The sequence below is a fragment of the Methylocystis sp. genome (assembly GCF_046349115.1).
In the GTDB taxonomy this organism is placed as follows: domain Bacteria; phylum Pseudomonadota; class Alphaproteobacteria; order Rhizobiales; family Beijerinckiaceae; genus Methylocystis.
Genome location: NZ_JAXMCX010000002.1, coordinates 724,619 through 743,535, shown reverse-complemented (window position 1 = coordinate 743,535; position 18,917 = coordinate 724,619). Strand labels below are relative to the sequence as shown.

22 protein-coding genes are annotated in these 18,917 nt (G+C 65.3%); 8 read left to right on the top strand and 14 right to left on the bottom strand.

From position 1 onward, the window contains the following. Positions 1–31: 31 nt before the first annotated feature. Positions 32–658 carry a TetR-like C-terminal domain-containing protein gene (locus U1E20_RS09515; RefSeq protein WP_409980349.1) on the top strand — a complete coding sequence of 209 codons (627 nt, stop codon included), beginning with the start codon at positions 32–34 and terminating at the stop codon, positions 656–658. Between the two features lie 25 nt (positions 659–683). Beyond that, positions 684–1,424, top strand: a complete 741-nt coding sequence (locus U1E20_RS09510; RefSeq protein WP_409980348.1) for a sulfite exporter TauE/SafE family protein — start codon at positions 684–686, stop codon at positions 1,422–1,424. A 10-nt stretch (positions 1,425–1,434) separates the two neighbouring features. On the opposite strand, the gene U1E20_RS09505 is transcribed toward U1E20_RS09510, so the two are convergent. The 9 genes from U1E20_RS09505 to U1E20_RS09465 all read right to left on the bottom strand — a co-directional run bounded on the left by U1E20_RS09505 (position 1,435) and on the right by U1E20_RS09465 (position 8,870). Further along, positions 1,435–2,031, bottom strand: coding sequence for a DsbE family thiol:disulfide interchange protein (locus tag U1E20_RS09505; protein ID WP_409980347.1), 597 nt, complete (start codon positions 2,029–2,031; stop codon positions 1,435–1,437). Then, positions 2,032–2,187 (bottom strand): heme exporter protein CcmD, encoded by a 156-nt coding sequence (gene ccmD / locus U1E20_RS09500; protein WP_409980346.1) that lies wholly within the window; start codon positions 2,185–2,187, stop codon positions 2,032–2,034. After that, positions 2,184–2,948 (bottom strand): heme ABC transporter permease, encoded by a 765-nt coding sequence (locus U1E20_RS09495; protein WP_409980345.1) that lies wholly within the window; start codon positions 2,946–2,948, stop codon positions 2,184–2,186. Before U1E20_RS09495 ends, ccmD begins: the two co-directional genes overlap by 4 nt. Positions 2,949–2,997: 49 nt before the next feature. Continuing rightward, positions 2,998–4,362, bottom strand: coding sequence for a S41 family peptidase (locus U1E20_RS09490; RefSeq protein WP_409980344.1), 1,365 nt, complete (start codon positions 4,360–4,362; stop codon positions 2,998–3,000). After that, positions 4,359–5,720 (bottom strand): murein hydrolase activator EnvC family protein, encoded by a 1,362-nt coding sequence (locus U1E20_RS09485; protein WP_409980343.1) that lies wholly within the window; start codon positions 5,718–5,720, stop codon positions 4,359–4,361. The genes U1E20_RS09490 and U1E20_RS09485 overlap by 4 nt, the downstream gene beginning before the upstream one ends. A 78-nt stretch (positions 5,721–5,798) precedes the next feature. Next, positions 5,799–6,656 carry an OmpA family protein gene (locus U1E20_RS09480; protein WP_409980342.1) on the bottom strand — a complete coding sequence of 286 codons (858 nt, stop codon included), beginning with the start codon at positions 6,654–6,656 and terminating at the stop codon, positions 5,799–5,801. A 37-nt stretch (positions 6,657–6,693) separates the two neighbouring features. Further along, positions 6,694–7,812 (bottom strand): DNA polymerase III subunit beta, encoded by a 1,119-nt coding sequence (dnaN, locus tag U1E20_RS09475; protein WP_409980341.1) that lies wholly within the window; start codon positions 7,810–7,812, stop codon positions 6,694–6,696. Positions 7,813–8,172: 360 nt separating this feature from the next. Beyond that, positions 8,173–8,610: a hypothetical protein gene (locus U1E20_RS09470; protein ID WP_409980340.1), complete on the bottom strand. Its 438-nt coding sequence runs from the start codon at positions 8,608–8,610 to the stop codon at positions 8,173–8,175. Beyond that, entirely contained in the window at positions 8,607–8,870 is a 264-nt protein-coding gene (locus U1E20_RS09465) for a type II toxin-antitoxin system prevent-host-death family antitoxin (protein WP_409980339.1), read from the bottom strand. The genes U1E20_RS09470 and U1E20_RS09465 overlap by 4 nt, the downstream gene beginning before the upstream one ends. 205 nt (positions 8,871–9,075) lie before the next feature. Here U1E20_RS09465 and U1E20_RS09460 point away from each other — a divergent pair, with 205 nt between their 5' ends. Beyond that, positions 9,076–11,346, top strand: a complete 2,271-nt coding sequence (locus U1E20_RS09460; protein WP_409980338.1) for a transglycosylase domain-containing protein — start codon at positions 9,076–9,078, stop codon at positions 11,344–11,346. Between the two features lie 35 nt (positions 11,347–11,381). On the opposite strand, the gene U1E20_RS09455 is transcribed toward U1E20_RS09460, so the two are convergent. The 3 genes from U1E20_RS09455 to U1E20_RS09445 form a co-directional block, all read right to left on the bottom strand. Beyond that, entirely contained in the window at positions 11,382–12,212 is an 831-nt protein-coding gene (locus U1E20_RS09455) for an FTR1 family protein (RefSeq protein WP_409980337.1), read from the bottom strand. A gap of 3 nt (positions 12,213–12,215) precedes the next feature. Then, positions 12,216–12,557, bottom strand: a complete 342-nt coding sequence (locus U1E20_RS09450; protein WP_409980336.1) for a cupredoxin domain-containing protein — start codon at positions 12,555–12,557, stop codon at positions 12,216–12,218. Between the two features lie 110 nt (positions 12,558–12,667). Next, a complete protein-coding gene (locus U1E20_RS09445) occupies positions 12,668–13,003 on the bottom strand; it encodes a hypothetical protein (RefSeq protein WP_409980335.1) in 336 nt (111 codons plus the stop codon). A 161-nt stretch (positions 13,004–13,164) separates the two neighbouring features. On the opposite strand from U1E20_RS09445, the gene U1E20_RS09440 reads away from it, so the two are divergent. The 3 genes from U1E20_RS09440 to nusG all read left to right on the top strand — a co-directional run bounded on the left by U1E20_RS09440 (position 13,165) and on the right by nusG (position 15,292). Then, positions 13,165–14,388: a DUF2235 domain-containing protein gene (locus U1E20_RS09440; RefSeq protein WP_409980334.1), complete on the top strand. Its 1,224-nt coding sequence runs from the start codon at positions 13,165–13,167 to the stop codon at positions 14,386–14,388. A 157-nt stretch (positions 14,389–14,545) separates the two neighbouring features. Then, positions 14,546–14,737 (top strand): preprotein translocase subunit SecE, encoded by a 192-nt coding sequence (gene secE / locus U1E20_RS09435; RefSeq protein ID WP_409980333.1) that lies wholly within the window; start codon positions 14,546–14,548, stop codon positions 14,735–14,737. 24 nt (positions 14,738–14,761) lie between these two features. Then, positions 14,762–15,292 (top strand): transcription termination/antitermination protein NusG, encoded by a 531-nt coding sequence (nusG, locus tag U1E20_RS09430; protein WP_409980332.1) that lies wholly within the window; start codon positions 14,762–14,764, stop codon positions 15,290–15,292. A 47-nt stretch (positions 15,293–15,339) separates the two neighbouring features. Here nusG and U1E20_RS09425 read toward each other — a convergent pair whose 3' ends face one another. Further along, on the bottom strand, positions 15,340–16,632 hold the full coding sequence (locus U1E20_RS09425; protein WP_409980331.1) for a glycerophosphodiester phosphodiesterase family protein: 1,293 nt from the start codon (positions 16,630–16,632) through the stop codon (positions 15,340–15,342). Positions 16,633–17,041: 409 nt separating this feature from the next. Further along, positions 17,042–17,302, bottom strand: a complete 261-nt coding sequence (locus U1E20_RS09420; protein ID WP_409980330.1) for a hypothetical protein — start codon at positions 17,300–17,302, stop codon at positions 17,042–17,044. A 346-nt stretch (positions 17,303–17,648) separates the two neighbouring features. Between U1E20_RS09420 and rplK the strand changes: the two genes are divergently transcribed. Next, positions 17,649–18,095 (top strand): 50S ribosomal protein L11, encoded by a 447-nt coding sequence (gene rplK / locus U1E20_RS09415; protein WP_409980329.1) that lies wholly within the window; start codon positions 17,649–17,651, stop codon positions 18,093–18,095. Between the two features lie 4 nt (positions 18,096–18,099). After that, complete coding sequence (rplA, locus tag U1E20_RS09410) at positions 18,100–18,804, top strand: 50S ribosomal protein L1 (RefSeq protein WP_409980328.1); 705 nt, start codon at positions 18,100–18,102, stop codon at positions 18,802–18,804. The last annotated feature ends 113 nt before the right edge of the window (positions 18,805–18,917 follow it).

Sequence of the window (18,917 nt, the reverse complement as noted above, 5' to 3'; positions counted from 1 at the left end):
CTATGTTCACAACTGTCCGGGAGGCGGCCAATTGAATGAGAAAAAAACCGAGCCGGGCGCCGACCGACGAAGCCAATTGCGCGAGCGGCTGATCGAAGCGGCTCAGGCGGCGATCGCGGCCCAGGGCCTGGCGGGGCTCAAGGCGCGCGATCTTGCCGCGGCGGCGGGATGCGCGCTCGGCGCCATCTACACCGCCTTCGACGACCTCGATGAGCTGATCCTAAGCGTCAATGCGCGCACCTTGGCGCGGCTGGAGGTCGCGCTTGATCGCGCATTGGGAGACGCCGAGGCCGAGCAGGCGCTGCAGGTCATGGCGCGGACCTATTTGAACTTCGCAAGAGCGGAAGAGCCGAGCTGGCGGGCGCTCTTCGAGCACCGTCTGCCGCCGGGCGTTGACCCGCCGCAATGGTATGTCGACGCGCGCAATCGCCTGTTCAATCGGATGGACGCGCCGCTTTCGCAGCTCTTGCCCGGCGCGGGCCATGTCGCCCGCGCGGCTTTCGCGCGCACTTTATTCTCCGCGCTGCATGGCGTCGTCGCGCTCGGGCTCGAGGAGAAGATCGCCGAGACGCCGCCAAAGCTTCTCGACGATCAGCTGGAAATGCTGGTGCGCATTATCGCCGACGGGCTGATGATGGAGTCGGCCCGCTTGATTTGAACCCGGCGACCTGACATAGGCGCGCATGGCTTTCATTCTGCTGTTTGGCGTTGCGATCTGGGCGGGCGCGCAGAATGCGCTTGCCGGCGGCGGCTCGTTCCTCACCCTTCCAACATTGATGCTGACGGGGATGGACGCGCTCGCCGCCAATGTCACCTCCTGCGTGGCGCTGTTTCCGGCGCAGGTCGCGACCGGCTGGACCGGCCGCAAGCTCGCGACCGGCGCCAATGGTTTGTCGCTGCGCGCGCTGTTCGCGATCAGCATTGTCGGCGGCGCGGTCGGCGCTGCGGTGCTGCTGGCGACGCCGCGCGGGCTCTTCGCGCAGCTCGTGCCGTGGCTGGTGTTGTTTGCGACGATCGTATTCGCCTGGGGCAGTTTCTTCCGCAAGCCCGGCGAAACGCACAGCCATCTCGGCGCGCCAGGCGCGGCCTTCGCGCAATTTCTGATCTCGATCTACGGCGGCTATTTCGGCGGCGGCATCGGCTTTTTAATGGTCGCGGCGCTGACCATGGCCGGGCAGGGCGTGCGCATCGCCGCCGCGACGAAGAATGTTCTCGCCGGCGTGATGAACGCCTCGGCCGTCGCCATCTTTCTATTCTCGCCGGATTTGCACTGGCCGCAGGCGCTGGTGGCGAGCGCCGGCGCGACGATCGGCGGGATTGCCGGCGGGCTCCTCATCCATCACATCGACGAAAAGCTGCTGCGCATTTTCGTCATCGTGATCGGCGCGGCGTTGACTGTGGGACTTTTCCTCAAAGCGCCTTGAGTCGCGCCGTTCAGCGCGCCGCCGCGCCGGCGCCCGCCATCGCCTTTTCGATCTCGGGAATGAGCGTCGTCGCGACGGCGGAAGGCGTTAAGGGCCCGACGAATTTATAGGCGATGGTTCCGTCGCTCTTGATCACGAAAGTCTCGGGCACGCCATAGACGCCGAAGTCGATCGCCGTGCGGCCGGCGGGATCGAGTCCGACGCGGGCGAATGGATTGCCGCCCTCTTCGAGGAAGCCCAGCGCTTTCGAGGTTTCGTCCTTATAGGACAGACCGTAAAGCTCGACGCCCTTCGCCTTGAGCGCCTCATTGGCGGCGATCGCCATTAGCACCGCATGTTCCTGCCGGCAGGGGCCGCACCAGCTCGCGAAGACATTGACGAGGCTGACATGGCCTTTGCGCAAATCCTCGGTCGAAAGACCGGGAACGCCGGCGAGGCCTTCAAGCGCCGGCAGATCGAAGGCGGGCGCCGGCTTGCCGATCAGCGCGGAAGGAATGCGCGAGGCGTCGCCGGCGAAGAGCCGAACGAGAAAGACGAGCGCCAGCAGCGCGAACAGCGCCAGCGGCAGAAAGCGCAGCGCCGAACGCGGCGCGACGGCGTCGTTCACTTAACTTTCTCCCTGATCGCGCGCGCCGGCGGCGCCGAAACGCGCCAGCGCCGCGCGCAGGCGGCGATAGTCGAGCACGATGCGCAAGGTCACGACGCCGAGCGTGACGATCGTCACGCCATAGGCGGCGGCGATATAAAACCAGTGATCGCTCACTGAGCGGCCTCCCAGCTTTCATCGCCGGCGGTTTCGCCGGCGCGCACCGCCTGCATCGACAGCCGCGCCAGGCGACGCCGCAGGATTTCATTGCGGATCGCCATCACATGCAGCGTCAAAAACAAGAATGTCGCGGCGAGCGCCATGACGATCAGCGGCCATAGCATCGAGCCCGAGATCGAAGGTCCGCCGATGCGAAACACCGAGGCCGGCTGATGCAGCGTATTCCACCAGTCGACCGAATATTTGATGATCGGAATGTCGATCGCGCCGACGAGCGTCATGATCGCGGCGATGCGCGCGCCGCGCGGCGTGTCGTCCATCGTCTGCCTGACCGCGATGAGGCCGAGATAGAGGAGAAAGAGAACCAGCATCGAGGTGAGGCGCGCGTCCCACACCCAGAAGGTTCCCCACATCGGCTTGCCCCATAGCGAGCCGGTGACAAGGCAGATGAAAGTGAAGGCGGCGCCGAGATTGGCGGCGGTTTTCTGCGCCGCGTCGGCCAGCGGATGACGCCAGACCAGAACGCCGAGCGACGCCGAGGTCATCACCACGTAAGCGAAGATCGCGAGCCAGGCGGACGGCACATGGATATACATGATCCGCACCGTTTCGCCCTGCTGATAATCGGGCGGCGCGGCGAAGGCGCCGTAGAGCCCGATCGCGAGCAGCAGCAGCGTGGCGCCGGAAAGCCATGGCAGCGCGCGATCCGCAAAACGCAGAAAGCGCGCTGGATTAGCGTAAGTCGAAAGAAAGCTCATCGGCGGTCGGAGACTCCCGCCGATTGCCTAAGCCCCGCCGCCCGCCGCGTCAATTCGCGGCTTTGGCCGGCGGCTTGGTCGTGTCCTTGGCGACTTCCTTCGTCTGCTCGGAGAGGATCTGCGCCCTCGACTTGCCGTGCAGAAGTTCGACCGCCGCGATGAGCTGCTTGTCCTTCGCCTCATCCGGCGGGACATAGGCCTGCGAGCCGGTCTTCTCGTCTTCGCCGTTCTTGAGATGGCCCCTGAGCGAGGCTTCGCCCTTGGTGTCGTCCTTGCCTTTGAGCTCGTCCGGAACGTCCTGCAGGATCACCATGTCCGGATCGATGCCCTTGGCCTGGATCGAGCGGCCCGACGGCGTGTAATAGCGCGCCGTCGTGAGACGCAGCGCGCCGGCGCTGCCGCCAAGCGGAATGATGGTCTGCACCGACCCCTTGCCGAAGGAGCGCGTGCCGATCAGCGTCGCGCGCTTATGGTCCTGCAAAGCGCCGGCGACGATTTCCGACGCCGAGGCCGAACCGCCGTTGATCAGCACGACGACCGGCTTGCCCTTCGAAAGATCGCCCGAGCCGCGCGCGTTGTAGCGCTGGGTTTCGTCGGCGTTGCGGCCGCGGGTCGAAACGATTTCGCCCTTGTCGATGAAGGAATTCACGACCTGGATCGACTGGTCGAGCAAGCCGCCCGGATTATTGCGCAGATCGACGATATAGCCCTTGAACTTGTCGGCGGGGATATCCTGCTGCGCCTTGGTCATGGCGTTGCGTAAGCCCTCCGCGGTCTCCTCATTGAACTGCGAGATGCGGACATAGGCGATGTCGTCGCCTTGTTTGCGCGAACGCACCGACTTGATGTGGATTTCGGCGCGGGTGAGCTTGACCTCGATCTTGTCCTTGTTCTTGCCGCGGAAAATCGTCAGCTTGACCGGCGTGTTGATCGCGCCGCGCATCTTGTCGACGGCCTGATTGAGGGTCATACCCTGCACCGTCTCGTCGTCGATGGCGCCGATAAGATCGCCCGAGAGGATTCCGGCGCGCGAGGCCGGCGTGTCATCGATCGGCGCGACGACCTTGACCAGCCCGTCTTCCTGCGTGACCTCGATGCCGAGGCCGCCGAACTTGCCCTCGGTCTGGGTCCGCATGTCCTTGAACGCCTTGGCGTCAAGATAGCTCGAATGGGGGTCGAGCGAGGTCAGCATGCCGTTGATCGCGTTTTCGACGAGCTTCTGCTCGTCGGGCTTCTCGACATAGTCGGCGCGCACCTTGTCGAAGACGTCGCCGAAAAGGCTGAGGTTCTTGTAAGTGTCGGCGGAAGCCGCCAGGGCCGGGCCGCCGATGACGGCGCGCGCCTGCTGGCCGAGCGTGGCGCATCCCGCCCCAATAGCGATTCCCGTAGCGATAAGGACTGTTTTGCGAATCATCCGCCGACCTTCCGACTGTCTGACTTCGCCCACCATGGGCCCGAGTCGATTGACGCTCCGTCCTTGCGGAACTCAACATAGAGAATGGGTTGTTTCGCGCCGATTGCGATGGTCGCCGCGGTCTGCGCGGCTCCGTCTCCCATGCTGGCCACCGGCTCACCCGCGAGAACAAATTGTCCCACGTTCACATTGGTGCGACTCATGCCGGCCAGAACGACATAATAGCCGCCGCCGGCGTTAATGATCAAGAGTTGCCCATAACTTCGATAAGGCCCTGAAAAGGCTATCCATCCGTCGCAGGGGGCGATCACCACGCCATTTTCCCGCGCCGCGATCGACAGGCCCTTCTCCTTGCCGCCGAAGCCGTCGGGCGCCCCGAAGCGGCGAACGATCTGTCCCGAGGCGGGCGTCGGCAGCCGACCTTTGAGATCGACAAAGGCGACCGCCGGCGCCAGCCGGGCAGGATCCTTGAACGGCGCGGACAGCGCCTTGAGTCGCTCTCGTTCGGAGAGCTTCGCCTGCGCCTTCGCCCGCTCCTCGTCGGCCTTGCGCGCCTCTTCGGCCGCGCGCTGCGCCGCCGCGCTTTCGGCCTCCATGCGGGCGATGAGGTCCTTGAGGCTGGTCGCGCGCTGCGCCAGCGCCCGCGCCCGCTCCGTCTCCGTCTGCAGGGCGCTTTGCGAGGTCGAGATCGCCTCCTGACGCTCGGCGATCATCGGCTCGAGCCGTTCGCGCTGCGTCTTCAGGCTCGCGCGCTGTTCAGCGAGCAGATTTTGCTCGCGCCGAACGCCGTCCCGCGTCTGCACTAACTCGGTCAAGTCGCGCTGAAGCTGCCGCGCCTCGGCGCGCATCTGCGGCAACACCGCGCCAAGCGCCAGCGACGCCCGCACGGCTTCGAGAATTTCCTGCGGGCGCGCCATCAGCGCCGGCGGCGGTCGGCGGCCCATGCGCTGCAGAACGGTCAGAACTTCAATGATCAGCGCCCGCCGGCCGTTGAGCGAGGTCACGATCTTGCGCTCGTTTTCGGTGAGCGTCGCCAGCCGCTCCTCGATGTCGACCGCGCGCGTTTCCGTTTCCTGCAGCCGCAGCGTCGCTTCGATGAGCGCGCCGTTCAGCCGCTCGCGCGCGGCGGCGTTGTCGATCAGCTGTTCTTCGAGCCGGCGGGCGCGCTCCCGGGCGGCGCCGATCGTATCTTCGACGCCGCGCAATTCCTGCTGCTTGGAGGAGATGTCGTCTGGGCGCTGTGGCTCGGCCTGCGCCGAGAAGGCGAGGGCGACCGAGAGGAGCGCCGCAGACGTCAGCCCGCGCGTCGCGGCCTTCTTATGCGCTCTGCCCGAAACGCTCATGTCCATCCGCGGCATCAATTTCGCCCGAAGGCGGATATGCTAATGAAATAGCGCCCATATTGGGGCGGAGCGACTGCGCTTGAGGCGATCCGCCTAACGAACCTGAAAAGTCAGGGCGCGGGCTTCCGATTGCCGCGACTCGCCGCGCGGCTCGGCGAGGCGGCGCCCGCTCAAGCCCTGACGTTGGAGATAGGAAATCGCCGCCTGCGCGCGCCGCTGCGCCAGCGCGTCATTATTGGCGTTGGCGGTCGAACTCCGGACATGGCCGAGAACCTCGATCGTCGCATTTTCCGGACAGCGACGAATGATCGCCGCCGCCTTGTCGAGCGCCAGCGCGGCCGAAGGCGTTAGGCGCGCCTCGCCTCGGCGAAAGACCAGTTCGCCCGACGTCGACGCCGCTTCGAGCGCCGCCTGACAATCGGCGCGGGTCATCCAAGTGGACGCCGGCGCAAGTGACGCACTTTGGGGTTTTGGTTCGCGGGGCAATACGGCGGGCGCGACCGTCGGCGCTTCGCCGGTCGGCGAAGGCGGCGGGCGCGGCGCGTCCGGGTTCAGTTGTTCGATCGGCTGAGCGTAGCGGCGGCGCAGCCCTTCGTCATGGCCCGACCGGTCGATCACCATGGCGCCGACCCAGACCAGCGCCACGGCGATCAGACCGACCGCCCAGCCCTCATGCGCCGCCATCGATCCGTGCCGGGCGAGCGCCCCGAGCGCCGCGCCGATGATGAAGACCGCGTAGGCGGCGAGCGCGCCCTTGAAGAGGCCCGTTGCGTCGGCGACCGCCCCCAGGCGCACAACCAGCGCGGCGACCCCGAAGGCCAGCGCGGTCCAGATCAGCCAGCGCGCGACGACGCCGTTTTCAGGCGCGCGGCGGGTGACGGCGCCGGCCCCGGCGCCGATCGCGAAACAGGCGAGAAGCCAAGGCCACAAAGGAAGGATTTCAGCAAGCACGCGCCAAGCCTAGCGGGCTAAAGGCGTCGCTCCAAGCTTAAACGCGCATCGGCATCAGCACATAGAGCGCGGAGGCGCCGTCGCGGTCCTGCACCAGCGTCGGGGAGCCGGGATCGGCGAGCTTGAACAGCGCCGTGTCGCTGTCGAGCTGCTGGGTGATGTCGAGGAGATAGCGGGCGTTGAAGCCGACGTCGAGCGGCGGCCCATCATAGTCGGCTTCGACCTCCTCGACCGCCGAGCCCTGGTCCGGATTGGTGACGGACAAGACGAGCTTGCCTTCGGACAGCGAGAGTTTGACGGCGCGGCCGCGCTCCGAGGAAATCGTCGAGACGCGGTCGACCGCCTTGGCGAAGGCGTCGCGCTCGACGGTGAGCCGCTTGTCATTGCCGGCCGGAATGACGCGCGCGTAATCGGGAAAGGTGCCGTCGATCAGCTTCGTCGTCAGCAGCGCGTCGCCGAAGGCGAAACGCATCTTGTTGACGGAGAGTTCGATCGAAACGTCGCCCTGCGCGTCCTCGATGAGGCGCTGCACTTCGGTGACCGCCTTGCGCGGCAGGATGATGCCCGGCATGCCGGCGGCGCCTTCCGGCGCGGGCAGCTCAAGCCGCGCCAGGCGATGGCCGTCGGTGGCGACGGCGCGCAGCATCATCCGCCCGTCGACGTCGAGCGTGTGGAGGTAGATGCCGTTGAGATAATAGCGCGTCTCTTCCTGGGAGATGGCGAATTGCGTCTTTTCGATGAGGCGCTTGAGGTCGCCCGGCGCGAGCGTGAACGTATGGCTGAAATCGCCGGAAGTGACATCGGGAAAGTCGCTCTCGGGAAGACTCGAAAGATTGAACCGCGAACGCCCCGAACGCAGCGTGAGCTGGCCGGCGTCGCCGGTCGCCTCGAGAGAGACCTGCGCGCCTTCCGGCAATTTGCGCACGATGTCGTAGAGCGTATGCGCCGGCAGAGTCGTCGCGCCGGGCTGGACGACTTCGGCGGCGGCCTTCTCGGTGATTTCGAGATCGAGGTCGGTGGCTTTCAGCGTCAGCGCCCCGTCCGCGGCGGAGAGCAGCACATTGGCCAGAATCGGGATGGTCGTGCGCCGCTCCACCACGCGATGAACATGGCCGAGCGCCCGCAACAGCGCCGCTCTCTCGATCGTGACCTTCATGAGCCGTCCGCATATTATTTCGGCGCGGCAGGCCGCCGCGCCGGGGGCAGAGACTTTGGCGCGGCGGCGCCGGAAGCGCAAGGGCGGGACGGCGCTCTAAGCGAATGATTGTGCATAAGTGCGGGGGTTAGCCTAGCCCGCCTGCCGAGCCGCACACGCGGCGGCCTTCAACTGGAACGCACGCTGGCGCGGAAGCGGAGGCGGGAATTCGAGAAGGGAGGGCGACAGGAAAAGATCCAAGCCACGTTCGGCGGCGAACTTGTCCTTCTTCGACGCTTTCCTTGACGAAGAGGGCGTGCCCGCAGCGTTCCACGCTGTGGCGATTCAAGAGGCGCTGGCGTGGCAATTGGCGCATCCCTGCTACTCCGTACGGGACACCGCTTTTGTGTCGGCCTTGCGCCATCGATCGGTCAGGCGCTCGCGCAGCGCCTTGACGAAGCCGGGCGGCAGCATCCCGTATGCGGCGCTGGACAGGTCGCCGCTGACCGCCGGACGCAGGTCAGGCCCCGGCCAGATGAAATCATTGGCTTCCGTCAGGACGACCCAGGAACGATCGGAGTCCAGCCCGAGGCGTCGTTTTGTGGGGAGCGGGATTTCCAGGGCGTCCGCCGGATCGGCGGGCTCGGAATGAGTGACTGGCAAGACGCGGACGATGGGCGCGTCGCCCTCGCGCAGCAGCACAAGCACAATCGCGCAGGGGCGATCCTTCGCCCCTTCTTCTATGCCCTCGCGGGCCTTGCGTTCCCACAAGTATGAATAGCGGATCACTAGACCCGGCTGAGGAACCGGCCAGCTCACGGCCGCCAGTCTTTCAGCTCCTCATCCAGATGTTCATGACCAGGCGGGACTTCGACCCGGGCGATCAGCGCGATTTCCTCTTCCGTGAAATCTTCCAGCTTCACCACGCGCCGGTCGCGACGCTTGAGGCGCGAATATTCTTCGGCGGAGATCACTACCAGCCGGTCGCGGCCGTTCTTGGTGATGGTGACAGGCTCCGAGAGCGCCTTGTCCGCCAGCGCGCCATAGTTCTTGATGAATTCGGCGGTTGAGACTTTCATTTCACATTACTCGTATCTTTCGTATTATTCATATAATGGGAAGCCGCGCGAGGCGACGCAAGTATTTCCTGACTGTCCAACAAACGGCGCTTGCCGGAAAAGCCAGTGCCGCAAGCTCACCCGCGCTTAACCGGCCCTTAAATGGCCGTCGTTAGGCTTCATCAAGCATTTTCAGGCCGTGCGGCGGCGACAGGCGAGCAATCCGATGGCGCGCAGCTACCAGCGTCGCGAACCGCGGTTCGACGACGGCGACGACGACGGCGAATTGCGCGCCGAGCGCCGCCCGCCGCCGCGCCCGCGCGCCCGCAAGAAGCCGCGCCGCCGTTCGCGCTCGCTTTTCGGTTCGCTGATGTATTGGGGCTTCACCCTGGCGCTATGGGGTTCGATCGCCGCCGGCGGCCTCGCGGTCTATTACGGGTCGCGCCTGCCGCCGATCGACCAGCTCGCGGTTCCCAAGCGCCCGCCCAACATCGCCATCCTCGACGCCAATGGCGAGCTTCTCGCCAATCGCGGCGACACCGGCGGCGCGGCAGTGCGGCTCGCGGATCTCCCGCCCTATGTGCCCAAGGCCTTCATCGCCATCGAGGACCGCCGCTTCTATTCGCATTGGGGCGTCGATCCGCTCGGCATCGGCCGCGCCGTGGTGCGCAACGTCACCGGCCATGGCGGCATGCAGGGCGGCTCGACCCTGACCCAGCAGCTCGCCAAGAATCTCTTCCTGACCCAGGAGCGCACGATCTCGCGCAAAATTCAGGAGGCAATTCTCGCGCTCTGGCTGGAACAAAAATATTCCAAGGACCAGATTCTCGAACTCTATCTCAACCGGGTCTATTTCGGTTCAGGGGCCTATGGCGTCGAAGCCGCCGCCGAACGCTATTTCGGCCATGGCGCGAAAACCATCACCCTCTCCGAGGCCGCCGTTCTCGCCGGTCTGATGAAAGCGCCGAGCAAGCTTGCGCCCGACCGCAATCCGGAAGGCGCCGCCGAACGCGCGGCGCAAGTGATCGCGGCGATGGCGCAGGAAGGCCATATCACCGAGGCGATGGCCAAGGCGGCGCTGGCCCATCCGGCGCGCGCGCGTCAGGACATCGGCGCCGGCTCGATCAATTACGCCGCCGATTATGTGATGGACATGCTCGACGATACGGTCGGGGCGATCGATCAGGACATTATCGTCACCACCACCATCGACGCGCGCATGCAGATGGCGGCGGAAGGCGCGCTCAAACAGGCGCTCGACGAAAAGGGCGCGAAGCTCGGCGTCGGTCAGGGCGCTCTCGTCGCGCTTGATCCGAGCGGCGCGATCCAGGCGCTTGTCGGCGGACGCGACTATTCGGAAAGCCAGTTCAACCGCGCCGTCTCGGCCAAGCGTCAGCCCGGCTCCGCCTTCAAGCCCTTCGTCTATCTCGCCGGGCTCGAGCACGGGCTCACGCCCGAGTCGGTGCGCGAGGACGGCCCGCTCGACGTGAAAGGCTGGCGGCCGGAGAATTACAGCCGGCAATATATGGGGCCGGTCACGCTCACCAAGGCGCTGTCGCTGTCGCTCAACACTGTCGCGGTTCGGGTGGGCCTCGAGGTCGGCCCGAAGACCGTGGCGAAGACCGCGCATCGGCTCGGCGTCCAGTCCGAGCTGCAGGCCAATGCCTCGATCGCGCTCGGCACGTCGGAAGTCACGCCGCTTGAACTGGTCGCCGCCTATGCGCCCTTCGCCAATGGCGGCATCGGCGTGCAACCGCATGTCATCCTCAAGGTGAAGACCGCCGGCGGCAAGATTCTATACCAGCACCACGGAGTCTCGCTCGGCCGGGTGATCGCGCCGCAATATGTGGCGATGATGAACGACATGATGCGCGAGACTCTGCTCACCGGCACCGCGCGCAAGGCCGAGCTTCCCGGTTGGGACGCGGCCGGCAAGACCGGCACCAGCCAGGATTTTCGCGACGCCTGGTTTGTCGGCTATACGGGCCGGCTGATCGCCGGCGTCTGGCTCGGCAATGACGACAATTCACCGACGAAGAAAGCTTCCGGCGGCAATCTGCCGGTCGAAATCTGGAGCCGCTTCATGAACATCGCGCTGAAGGGCCAGCCGGTCGCCGGGCTGCCCTCGGGCGCGTGGCGATCCGAGAACGCGGCGATCCCGGAGGAGATCGCCAAGCCGATCGACGATCTCATCGGCCTCTTTACCGGAGAGCCGCAACCGGCGCCGCGTCCGCAACCCGCGAGAAATTCTCCGGCCCTGCGTCCTCCGGCGGCAATTCCCGGCGCGCCGCATGAGGAGCCGCCGCCGGTCGCGGAGGCGCGCCCAGATTTTTCCGAGCCGCGCGATCCTCCGCAGCGGCCGGCGCCCCCGCCGCAGGCGATCGACGATCTTCTGCCGCCCGAGGACATCCCGACGGTCGGCTCGATCGAGCGACCGCGACAAAGGCGCGGCGCATCGGAAAAAAGCGTTTTCGAGCAGCTTTTCGGCGGCGGCTGAGGCGTCGCCAAGCCTCTTCGCCCAAACCGCCGGCGCTATTCCGCCGGCGCGCGGATCGCGGCTGACGGCCGCGCGGCGAAAAATTTGGTCGCCGCGACGATGGCGGCGAGCGTTCCGAGATAGACGGCGACCTGCATCGCCGAGGGTTGGTCGGCGTAGCCGATCAGCGTGTGCAGCACCCGGCCGACGATGCTCTTATCCGACAACAGCCACGACGAGTCCCAGGCGGTGTCGGACAGCGAGGTCACAAGGCCCGCCTGCTGAAGAAAGGCGACGCATTGCGCCGCAAGTCCAGCGGCGAGCAGCGTGATCAGCCATGTCGTTACGGCGAAGAGGCGTTTCGCCGGAATGGCGACGAGGCCGTAGAAGGTCGCGACGCTGGTCGCCGCGCCGAGCGCCAGTCCGCCAAGGCCGCCCGCGAAGACGTCCCAGCTGGATTCGCCCGAGGCGAGAATGCCATAGAGAAACAGCGCCACTTCGGCGCCTTCGCGCAGCACCGCGAGGCCGACGACGGCGGTCAGCGCGAACAGCGTTTCGTCGCCGCGCGCCACCGCGCGCCCGACGTTAGAAAGATTCTGCGCCAGTTCGCGCCCATGCTGGGCCATCCAGATATTGTGCCAGACGAGCATCGCCACGGCGATCGCCAGGATCGCGGCGTTGAAGAGTTCCTGGCCGGCGCCGGCGAAAGCCGCCGAGAGGCGGTCGGCGAAGGCGGCGACGATGATGGCGCCGAGCGCGCCCGCGCCGACGCCCGCCGCGACGAAGCCGCGCGAACCGGCGACGCCGCGCGTGACGGCAAGCACGATGCCGACGATCAGGCCGGCTTCAATGGCTTCGCGAAAGACGATGATGAGTGCGCCGAGCATGGCCTATTCCGCGACGACCACGCCCTTGGCGTCGTCCTCGTGGAATTCGCCGACGAATTTGTAGCTGCCGGGTTTGAGCGGCCGAAGCGCGAAGGTCGCTGCGCTGTTTCCAGGAATCACCTTCTCGATGCGCAGCGGCTTGCTTTCGAATTCTTCCGGCGTCGCGTCGAGATTCTTCACGGTCAGCGTGGCGGGCTGATTGGCCGGCAGCCGTAATTCTGCCGGCTCGAAACGGTGGTCCTTGATGGTGAGCGTAAAGGCGTTATCGGCTGCGGCGGCGCCGGAAAGACCCAAAGCCGTAACCGTAAGCGCCACAAAAATATGGTGAAGTTTCAAAAACCGCATCTCCCGAGTTCGTGTCCTACCGAAAGTAAGAACGCCTAAACATGAGGTCAATCAATCCAGTCTGGACTGCTTCCAAGCTGATGTCGCAAGGCTGGCGCCAACGTTAAGGCTCAGCCCGGATAGCCGTGACGCGACTTCGAGGCGCGCAGCAGCGACAGCGCGCGCCCGTCCTGGCCGCTGGCGCAGGCCGACGCCGCCTCGGCGATCTCGTTCGAAACCTGGGCGTGAACGCTCTGGTTGACGTGGCCCATGGAGAGGTCGTTGTCGACGACCGAACGGTAGCGCGCCACGGCGCCGGCGCAGCCGGGCGCGTCCGGCGGCAGCGCTTGCGTCATCGGCGACGGGACCGCGGGTCCGGGCGGCGCGGCCTGCGGTGGGCGGGCGGCGTTGCAGCCGGCGCCGATCGCAGCAGCGAATGCGGCCAAGAAGAATAAGCGTGCGCGCATCCTGTTCTCCAATGTTCGGATCGAGGCTTGGCTTCTCATAGCGGGGAGCGCCGGTCCGGGGCAAATCTTTCCTCTTCGCTTGCCGCGGCGGTTAAAGCGGGTCACCATCGACAGGCGCTCGGTCGCGATTGTTTATGCTTTGCGCGCTGTTGGAGGACGAAATGATTCGTAACATTGTTCTACTCGACGGCACATGGAATACGCCCCGCGACTTCACCAACATCTGCAAAGAGTCGTGGGAGGAGAGAGTCGCCGAGAGGATCATTCCGCCACGCGGCGCGGGCGGCGTCCAGCAGAACGTCCGCTATTTTTCGGGCGTCGGCGCGCAAGGATTCAAGATCCTCGGCGGCACGATCGGTTTTGGCCTGCGCAAGATCGTGCAGGACGCCTACGAGTGGGTGGTCGACAATTATCGCGACGATCAGGAACTCTATATCTACGGATTTTCACGCGGCGCCTATGCGGCCCGCGCCTTGGCTGGCCTGATCGGCGACTGCGGCATCAGAAAGACAAGGGACAGAAGCATATTTAAGATCGCGCGCGCGAACAGAAGCGCGCGCGAGGCCTCGCGCCGCGGCGAGCCGCCGAGCGGTCCCGACATTCAAGCGAACAATCGCATCACGCTGCTCGGCGTCTTCGACACCGTCGGCTCCTATGGCGTGCCCGCCGGCTTCAGCGGGCTCGCGCCGCTTGGCCGCTATCTCACGCTGCTGATTTTCGGCGGCTTCGAGGATACGCAGCTCGGCGCCCATGTCGATCACGCTTTGCACGCGATCGGCGTCGACGAACGGCGCCGCCCCTTCATTCCGACCTTCTGGACGGTGAAAAAAGGCGACGCGCAACCCAAGAACATCGAGCAGAACTGGTTTCCGGGCGTCCACAGCAATGTCGGCGGCGGCTATCCCGAAGCGGGCCTTTCCGACATCGCGCTGATCTGGATGATCGCGCGCACGCAGGCGCTCACCGGGCTCACATTCGACAATGACGGGATCAGGCGCCTGCTGAAGCCCAATATCGACGGCGACATTCCCGACTCGGCGGAAAAATATCCGATCGACAGGCGTTTTCCACGCAGCCGCGAAATGTTCGCGGCTGGCGCGCCGGCCAACAGCCTGCTGTGGGGCGGGAGCCCTGACGAGGAACATGTCAGTGAAAAGGTCCATTGGAGCGTTCTCGCTAAGCTCGGCCGCAGCTGCGAAATCTATGGCGTCGAGAATAGTCGATACGACCCCCCAAACCTCAAGGCGGCGATGGCGCGGCTCGGCCCCGAGATCGCGGCCCGGATCGCCTATATTACCCCTGAAGAGGCCCGACTGCTCTCGCCCAATCTCGTCGCTTTGGCGGAGGCGCGCGCCGTCCTTCATTCCGCCGCGGCTTTGTCCTGAGGCTCGTTTTTCGCTTGGCGGCGCCGCGCCAAGCAGCTATAACCGCCCGAATTCGTGGCGCGCGGCCGGCAGGTCCCGCGCCGCGATCGTTTTGCGGCGCGTCTCATTTTGAGGCTTCTGATCAAGGTCGCGCGTTCCCGCACAGCCCGGTAGTCGAATGGTCAATCCGTTTCAATTCCTGCAGGACGTCCGCGCCGAGGCGGCCAAGGTCACTTGGCCGACGCGTCGCGAGACATTCATCACGACCGGCCTCGTCATCCTGATGGTGCTATTCGCGAGCCTGTTTTTCGTCATCGTCGATTACGCGCTGCGTTTCGGCGTCGGCCTGATGATCGGCGTCGGGCGCTAGATAATTGGAGCTTGTGGCGCCGCTATGAGCATGCGCTGGTATATCGTCCACGCTTATTCGAACTTCGAAAAGAAGGTCGCCGACGCCATTCGCGAGGGCGCGGCGCAGCGCGGTCTTTCCGACAGTTTCGAGGAAATCCTCGTGCCGACCGAACATGTCGTCGAGGTGCGGCGCGGCCGCAAGGTCTCGGCCGAGCGCAAATTCTTCCCCGGTTATGTGCTGGTGAAATGCGACCTTTCCGACCAGGTGTTCTCGCTGATCAAGAACACGCCGAAGGTCACGGGCTTCCTCGGCGCCGACAACAAGCCGATGCCGATCAGCGAGGAAGAGGCGCTGCGCATCAAGGGCCAGGTCGCCGAGGGCGTCGACCGGCCGAAGCCAACGATCATGTTCGAGGTCGGCGAGACGGTGCGCGTCGCCGACGGGCCTTTCGCCTCCTTCAACGGCTTGGTCGAAGAAATCGACGAGGCGCGCTCGCGCCTCAAGGTCGCAGTCTCGATCTTCGGCCGCCCGACGCCGGTGGAGCTGGAGTTCGGCCAGGTCGAAAAGATGTAAAGACTGATGCGCGGCCGCGCCGTCCGGGCCGCGCACTCTCGGCGCCGCTACCGCAATCCCATGCAGTTCGCATAATAGGTCACGGTCGCCGGCCAGTCCGAGAAGATGCCGATGATCTTCACTTCGCGCGCCAGCGCATCGAGCGCCTTGTACATGTCGCTGTCCTTCTTGATCGCAGCGCCGGCCGGATCGAAGTCGTAGTAGAATCCCGCCTTCGACGCGCCTTGACGAAGATCGGCGCGCTCGAAGGTCCAGGTGATGATCTCGAAGCCCAGGCTCTTGATGTCCTTCGCGAATCTCGAAGCGACGACACGGTCGCCGTCGACGGCGAGAAGCGCGGGCATCGCGGGCGCGAGAATGCGGACGCCGGCGCGCTTGAGTTCGGCCAGGAACGCCATCTGCTCGGCGCGCGTCAACAGCTGTTGGCCGGTCCGATTAAACAGCAGAATATTGTCGGCGGCGGCGTCGTAGTCGATCAGGAAGGTCGCTTGCCCGCCATAGGGCGTCTTGGCGATCCAATAGAGTATGTCGTTGACGTTGAACGACTGCGGAAAAACGTCGCGCGGTTCGACGCCCTCCTCGCGCAAAACATTGGCGAAGGCCTGAGCATAGGCCTCCTGGCCACCGAAGATCGACGCGATCGACGCCGCATCGCCTTCTTTGAGCTCAGGCGTATGCTTGACCCCGTTGCGCTTGTTGAGCCGGATGCTCTCGCGCATCGTGACCAGCGTGCCGCGCCCGGTATAGAGCTCGGTGCGCCAGGAGGGCGTGCCGCCCTGGAACTCCTGCGGCGTCTTCGCCGCCGGATTGAACGCGTCCATCTTTCCCCGCAGCGTCTTGAACTCGCCGAGCGTAAGCTCCGACGTGCGACATTCGGCGCTCGCCGGAACGGCGCCGGCCGCGGGGACGAATGGCTTGATGCATTTCGACGCCAAAGGCGTCAGCAAAATATTGGTGGTCGTATGCAGATCGTTCTGAGCGTGACGGCAGACGAGCTGGCGATCCTTGGTGAAGGTCACGTCGCATTCGACGATGCCCGCGCCCATGCGCGCGCCGCCGTTATAGGCTTCGACCGTGTGCTCGGGAAATTGCAGCGCGCCGCCGCGATGGCCGATGGAAAAGCTCGTCCGTTCGAACGGACCGTTCTTGCACGCCGTCAGCCGCTGCTTCAGCGGCCCTTCGTCCATGCCGTCGACGAGATAGAACGGGCGCGGCCCGAGCTGAATAGCCGCGCCATGGTCGTCCCGGCTTCGCTGATCGTCGTGGGCCTGCGCGAAAGGCGCGCAGCCGATGAACGCCGCGGCGAGCGCCGCGCCGCCGAAAATCGCGAACTTTCGCATGTGTCCCACCCCTCCGGTTATGATGCCGCCTCTGGGCGCGGAGGCTGAGCAACGCCGCCGGCCAGCCGCGCATACGCCTTAAGCGGCGCTCATGACGCGCGTGCGAATTCCGGGACGCACGTACGGACGGTGTCCTTCAAAAAAATATGACGCGACGCGACCATAGGCGACGCCCGCAAGCAGCTGTGATGAATGACGAGCCCGGCAATTTCACGCTCGCGATGCTGCGCGAGATCGCCATTGGCCAAGGCGTCTTGATCGATGAATTCGAGGAGACGCGCGCCACGTCGAAGCCTATGAGGGCCTTCCGCCCGAGTCGCATCGAGGCTTCGATGAGGAAATCGACGAGGCGCGCTCGCGCCTCATGGTGGCCGTCTCGATCTTTGGCCGCGTCGAGAAGACGTAAAATCTAATGCGCGGTCGCGCTGTCCGGCTCGCTATCTTTCGCGACGCCGCCCTCCGAGGGCGCATCTGTCGGCTTGGCGGACGCCACGGCGCAACGCTGCGCGCGGCACGCAGGGCAAACGCCGCGCCATCCGTAATAATAGAGGCCGATCCCCGCGAGCAGGCCGGCCCAGCCAAGCAGCGTCTCTCCGATGTACAAATTGGAGAAAATCATCGCCGCGAGTCCGGCGGCCATGAATGCGAGGCTCTTTGCGTAATCGGACATGAAGACTTCCTTTAAGACTTCCTTTCCTCAACGGAGGTGGGAAGCCGGAGACAAAGCTGCAACGGCGTTTGCGGTGATGCGAGCTGGATCGGCTTTTGGCTCGTCCCTCATTCTTCCGTGGTCGGTTTGTCGCCGAGCCACTGACGATAACCATCGGTCGTCGCGCTTGCTCTTTCCGCCGCCATCCCCTAAAAGCCGCCATTCCTTGGGCGGTCCCGCCGCCCGAGAAATTTATACGTGGCGGGTCCGCCCTGACGCCATCGGGGAGCTTCGGACCGGACCACGACCTGCAACCGGCGCGCACGCGTGAAAAATCGCGGCGGGCGCCTTTCGTTGGAGAGAGCAAATGGCGAAAAAAATCGCCGGCTACATCAAACTGCAAGTGCCGGCCGGCGCGGCCAATCCGTCGCCGCCGATCGGACCCGCGCTCGGCCAGCGCGGCCTCAACATCATGGAGTTCTGCAAGGCGTTCAACGCCAAGACGGGACAGATCGAGAAGGGGACGCCGATCCCCGTCGTCATCACCGCGTATCAGGACCGCTCCTTCACCTTCGAGATGAGGCAGCCGCCGGTCAGCTTCTTCTTGAAGAAGGCGGTGGGCCTCAAGATCGGCAAGAAGCCCGCCTCCGGCTCCAAGACGCCGGGACGCAATGTCGTCGGCAAGGTGACCAAGGCGCAGATCCGCGAAATCGCGGAAAAGAAAATGCCCGACCTCAACTGCGCCACGGTCGAATCCGCAATGTCGATGATCGAAGGCTCCGCCCGCGCGATGGGCCTCCAGGTGGTGGAGTAGAACCATGGCGCATATCGGAAAACGCATTGCGAAGACTCGCGAAGGCATTGAACGCACCAAGCTCTATGCCCTCGACGAGGCGGTGAAGCTGGTGCGCGAGCGCGCCAAGGCGAAGTTCGACGAATCCGTCGAAATCGCCATGAATCTCGGCGTCGACCCCAAACACGCCGACCAGATGGTGCGCGGCGTGGTCAATCTGCCGAACGGCACCGGCCGCACGCTGCGGGTCGCGGTCTTCGCGCGCGGCCCCAAGGCCGACGAAGCCAAGGCGGCGGGCGCGGATGTGGTGGGGGCCGAGGATCTGGTCACCACGGTGCAGGGCGGCACGATCGACTTCGACCGCTGCATCGCGACGCCGGATATGATGCCGCTCGTCGGCCGTCTCGGCAAGGTGCTCGGCCCGCGCGGCCTGATGCCGAACCCGAAGGTCGGCACGGTGACGATGGACGTCGCCGGCGCGGTGAAGGCCTCTAAGGGCGGCGCGGTCGAGTTTCGCGTCGAGAAGGCCGGCATCGTGCAGGGCACGGTCGGCAAGGCCTCTTTCGACGACGGCAAGCTCGTCGAGAACATCAAGGCCTTCGTCGACGCCGTCGCCAAGGCGAAGCCGCAGGGCGCCAAGGGCACCTACATCCAGCGCGTCGCCATCTGCTCGACCCAGGGTCCCGGCGTGAAGGTCGACGTATCGAGCCTCGGCGCCGCCCCGCACTGAGCGGGAGACGTCTGCTTGACCGCCCTGAGCCGATGATGCAGGCTTGAAGCGGACAACATAACCGACTCCGGCGCGAGGCCACGCGCGCCGGGGTCGTGCCGTAGGCGGATGCG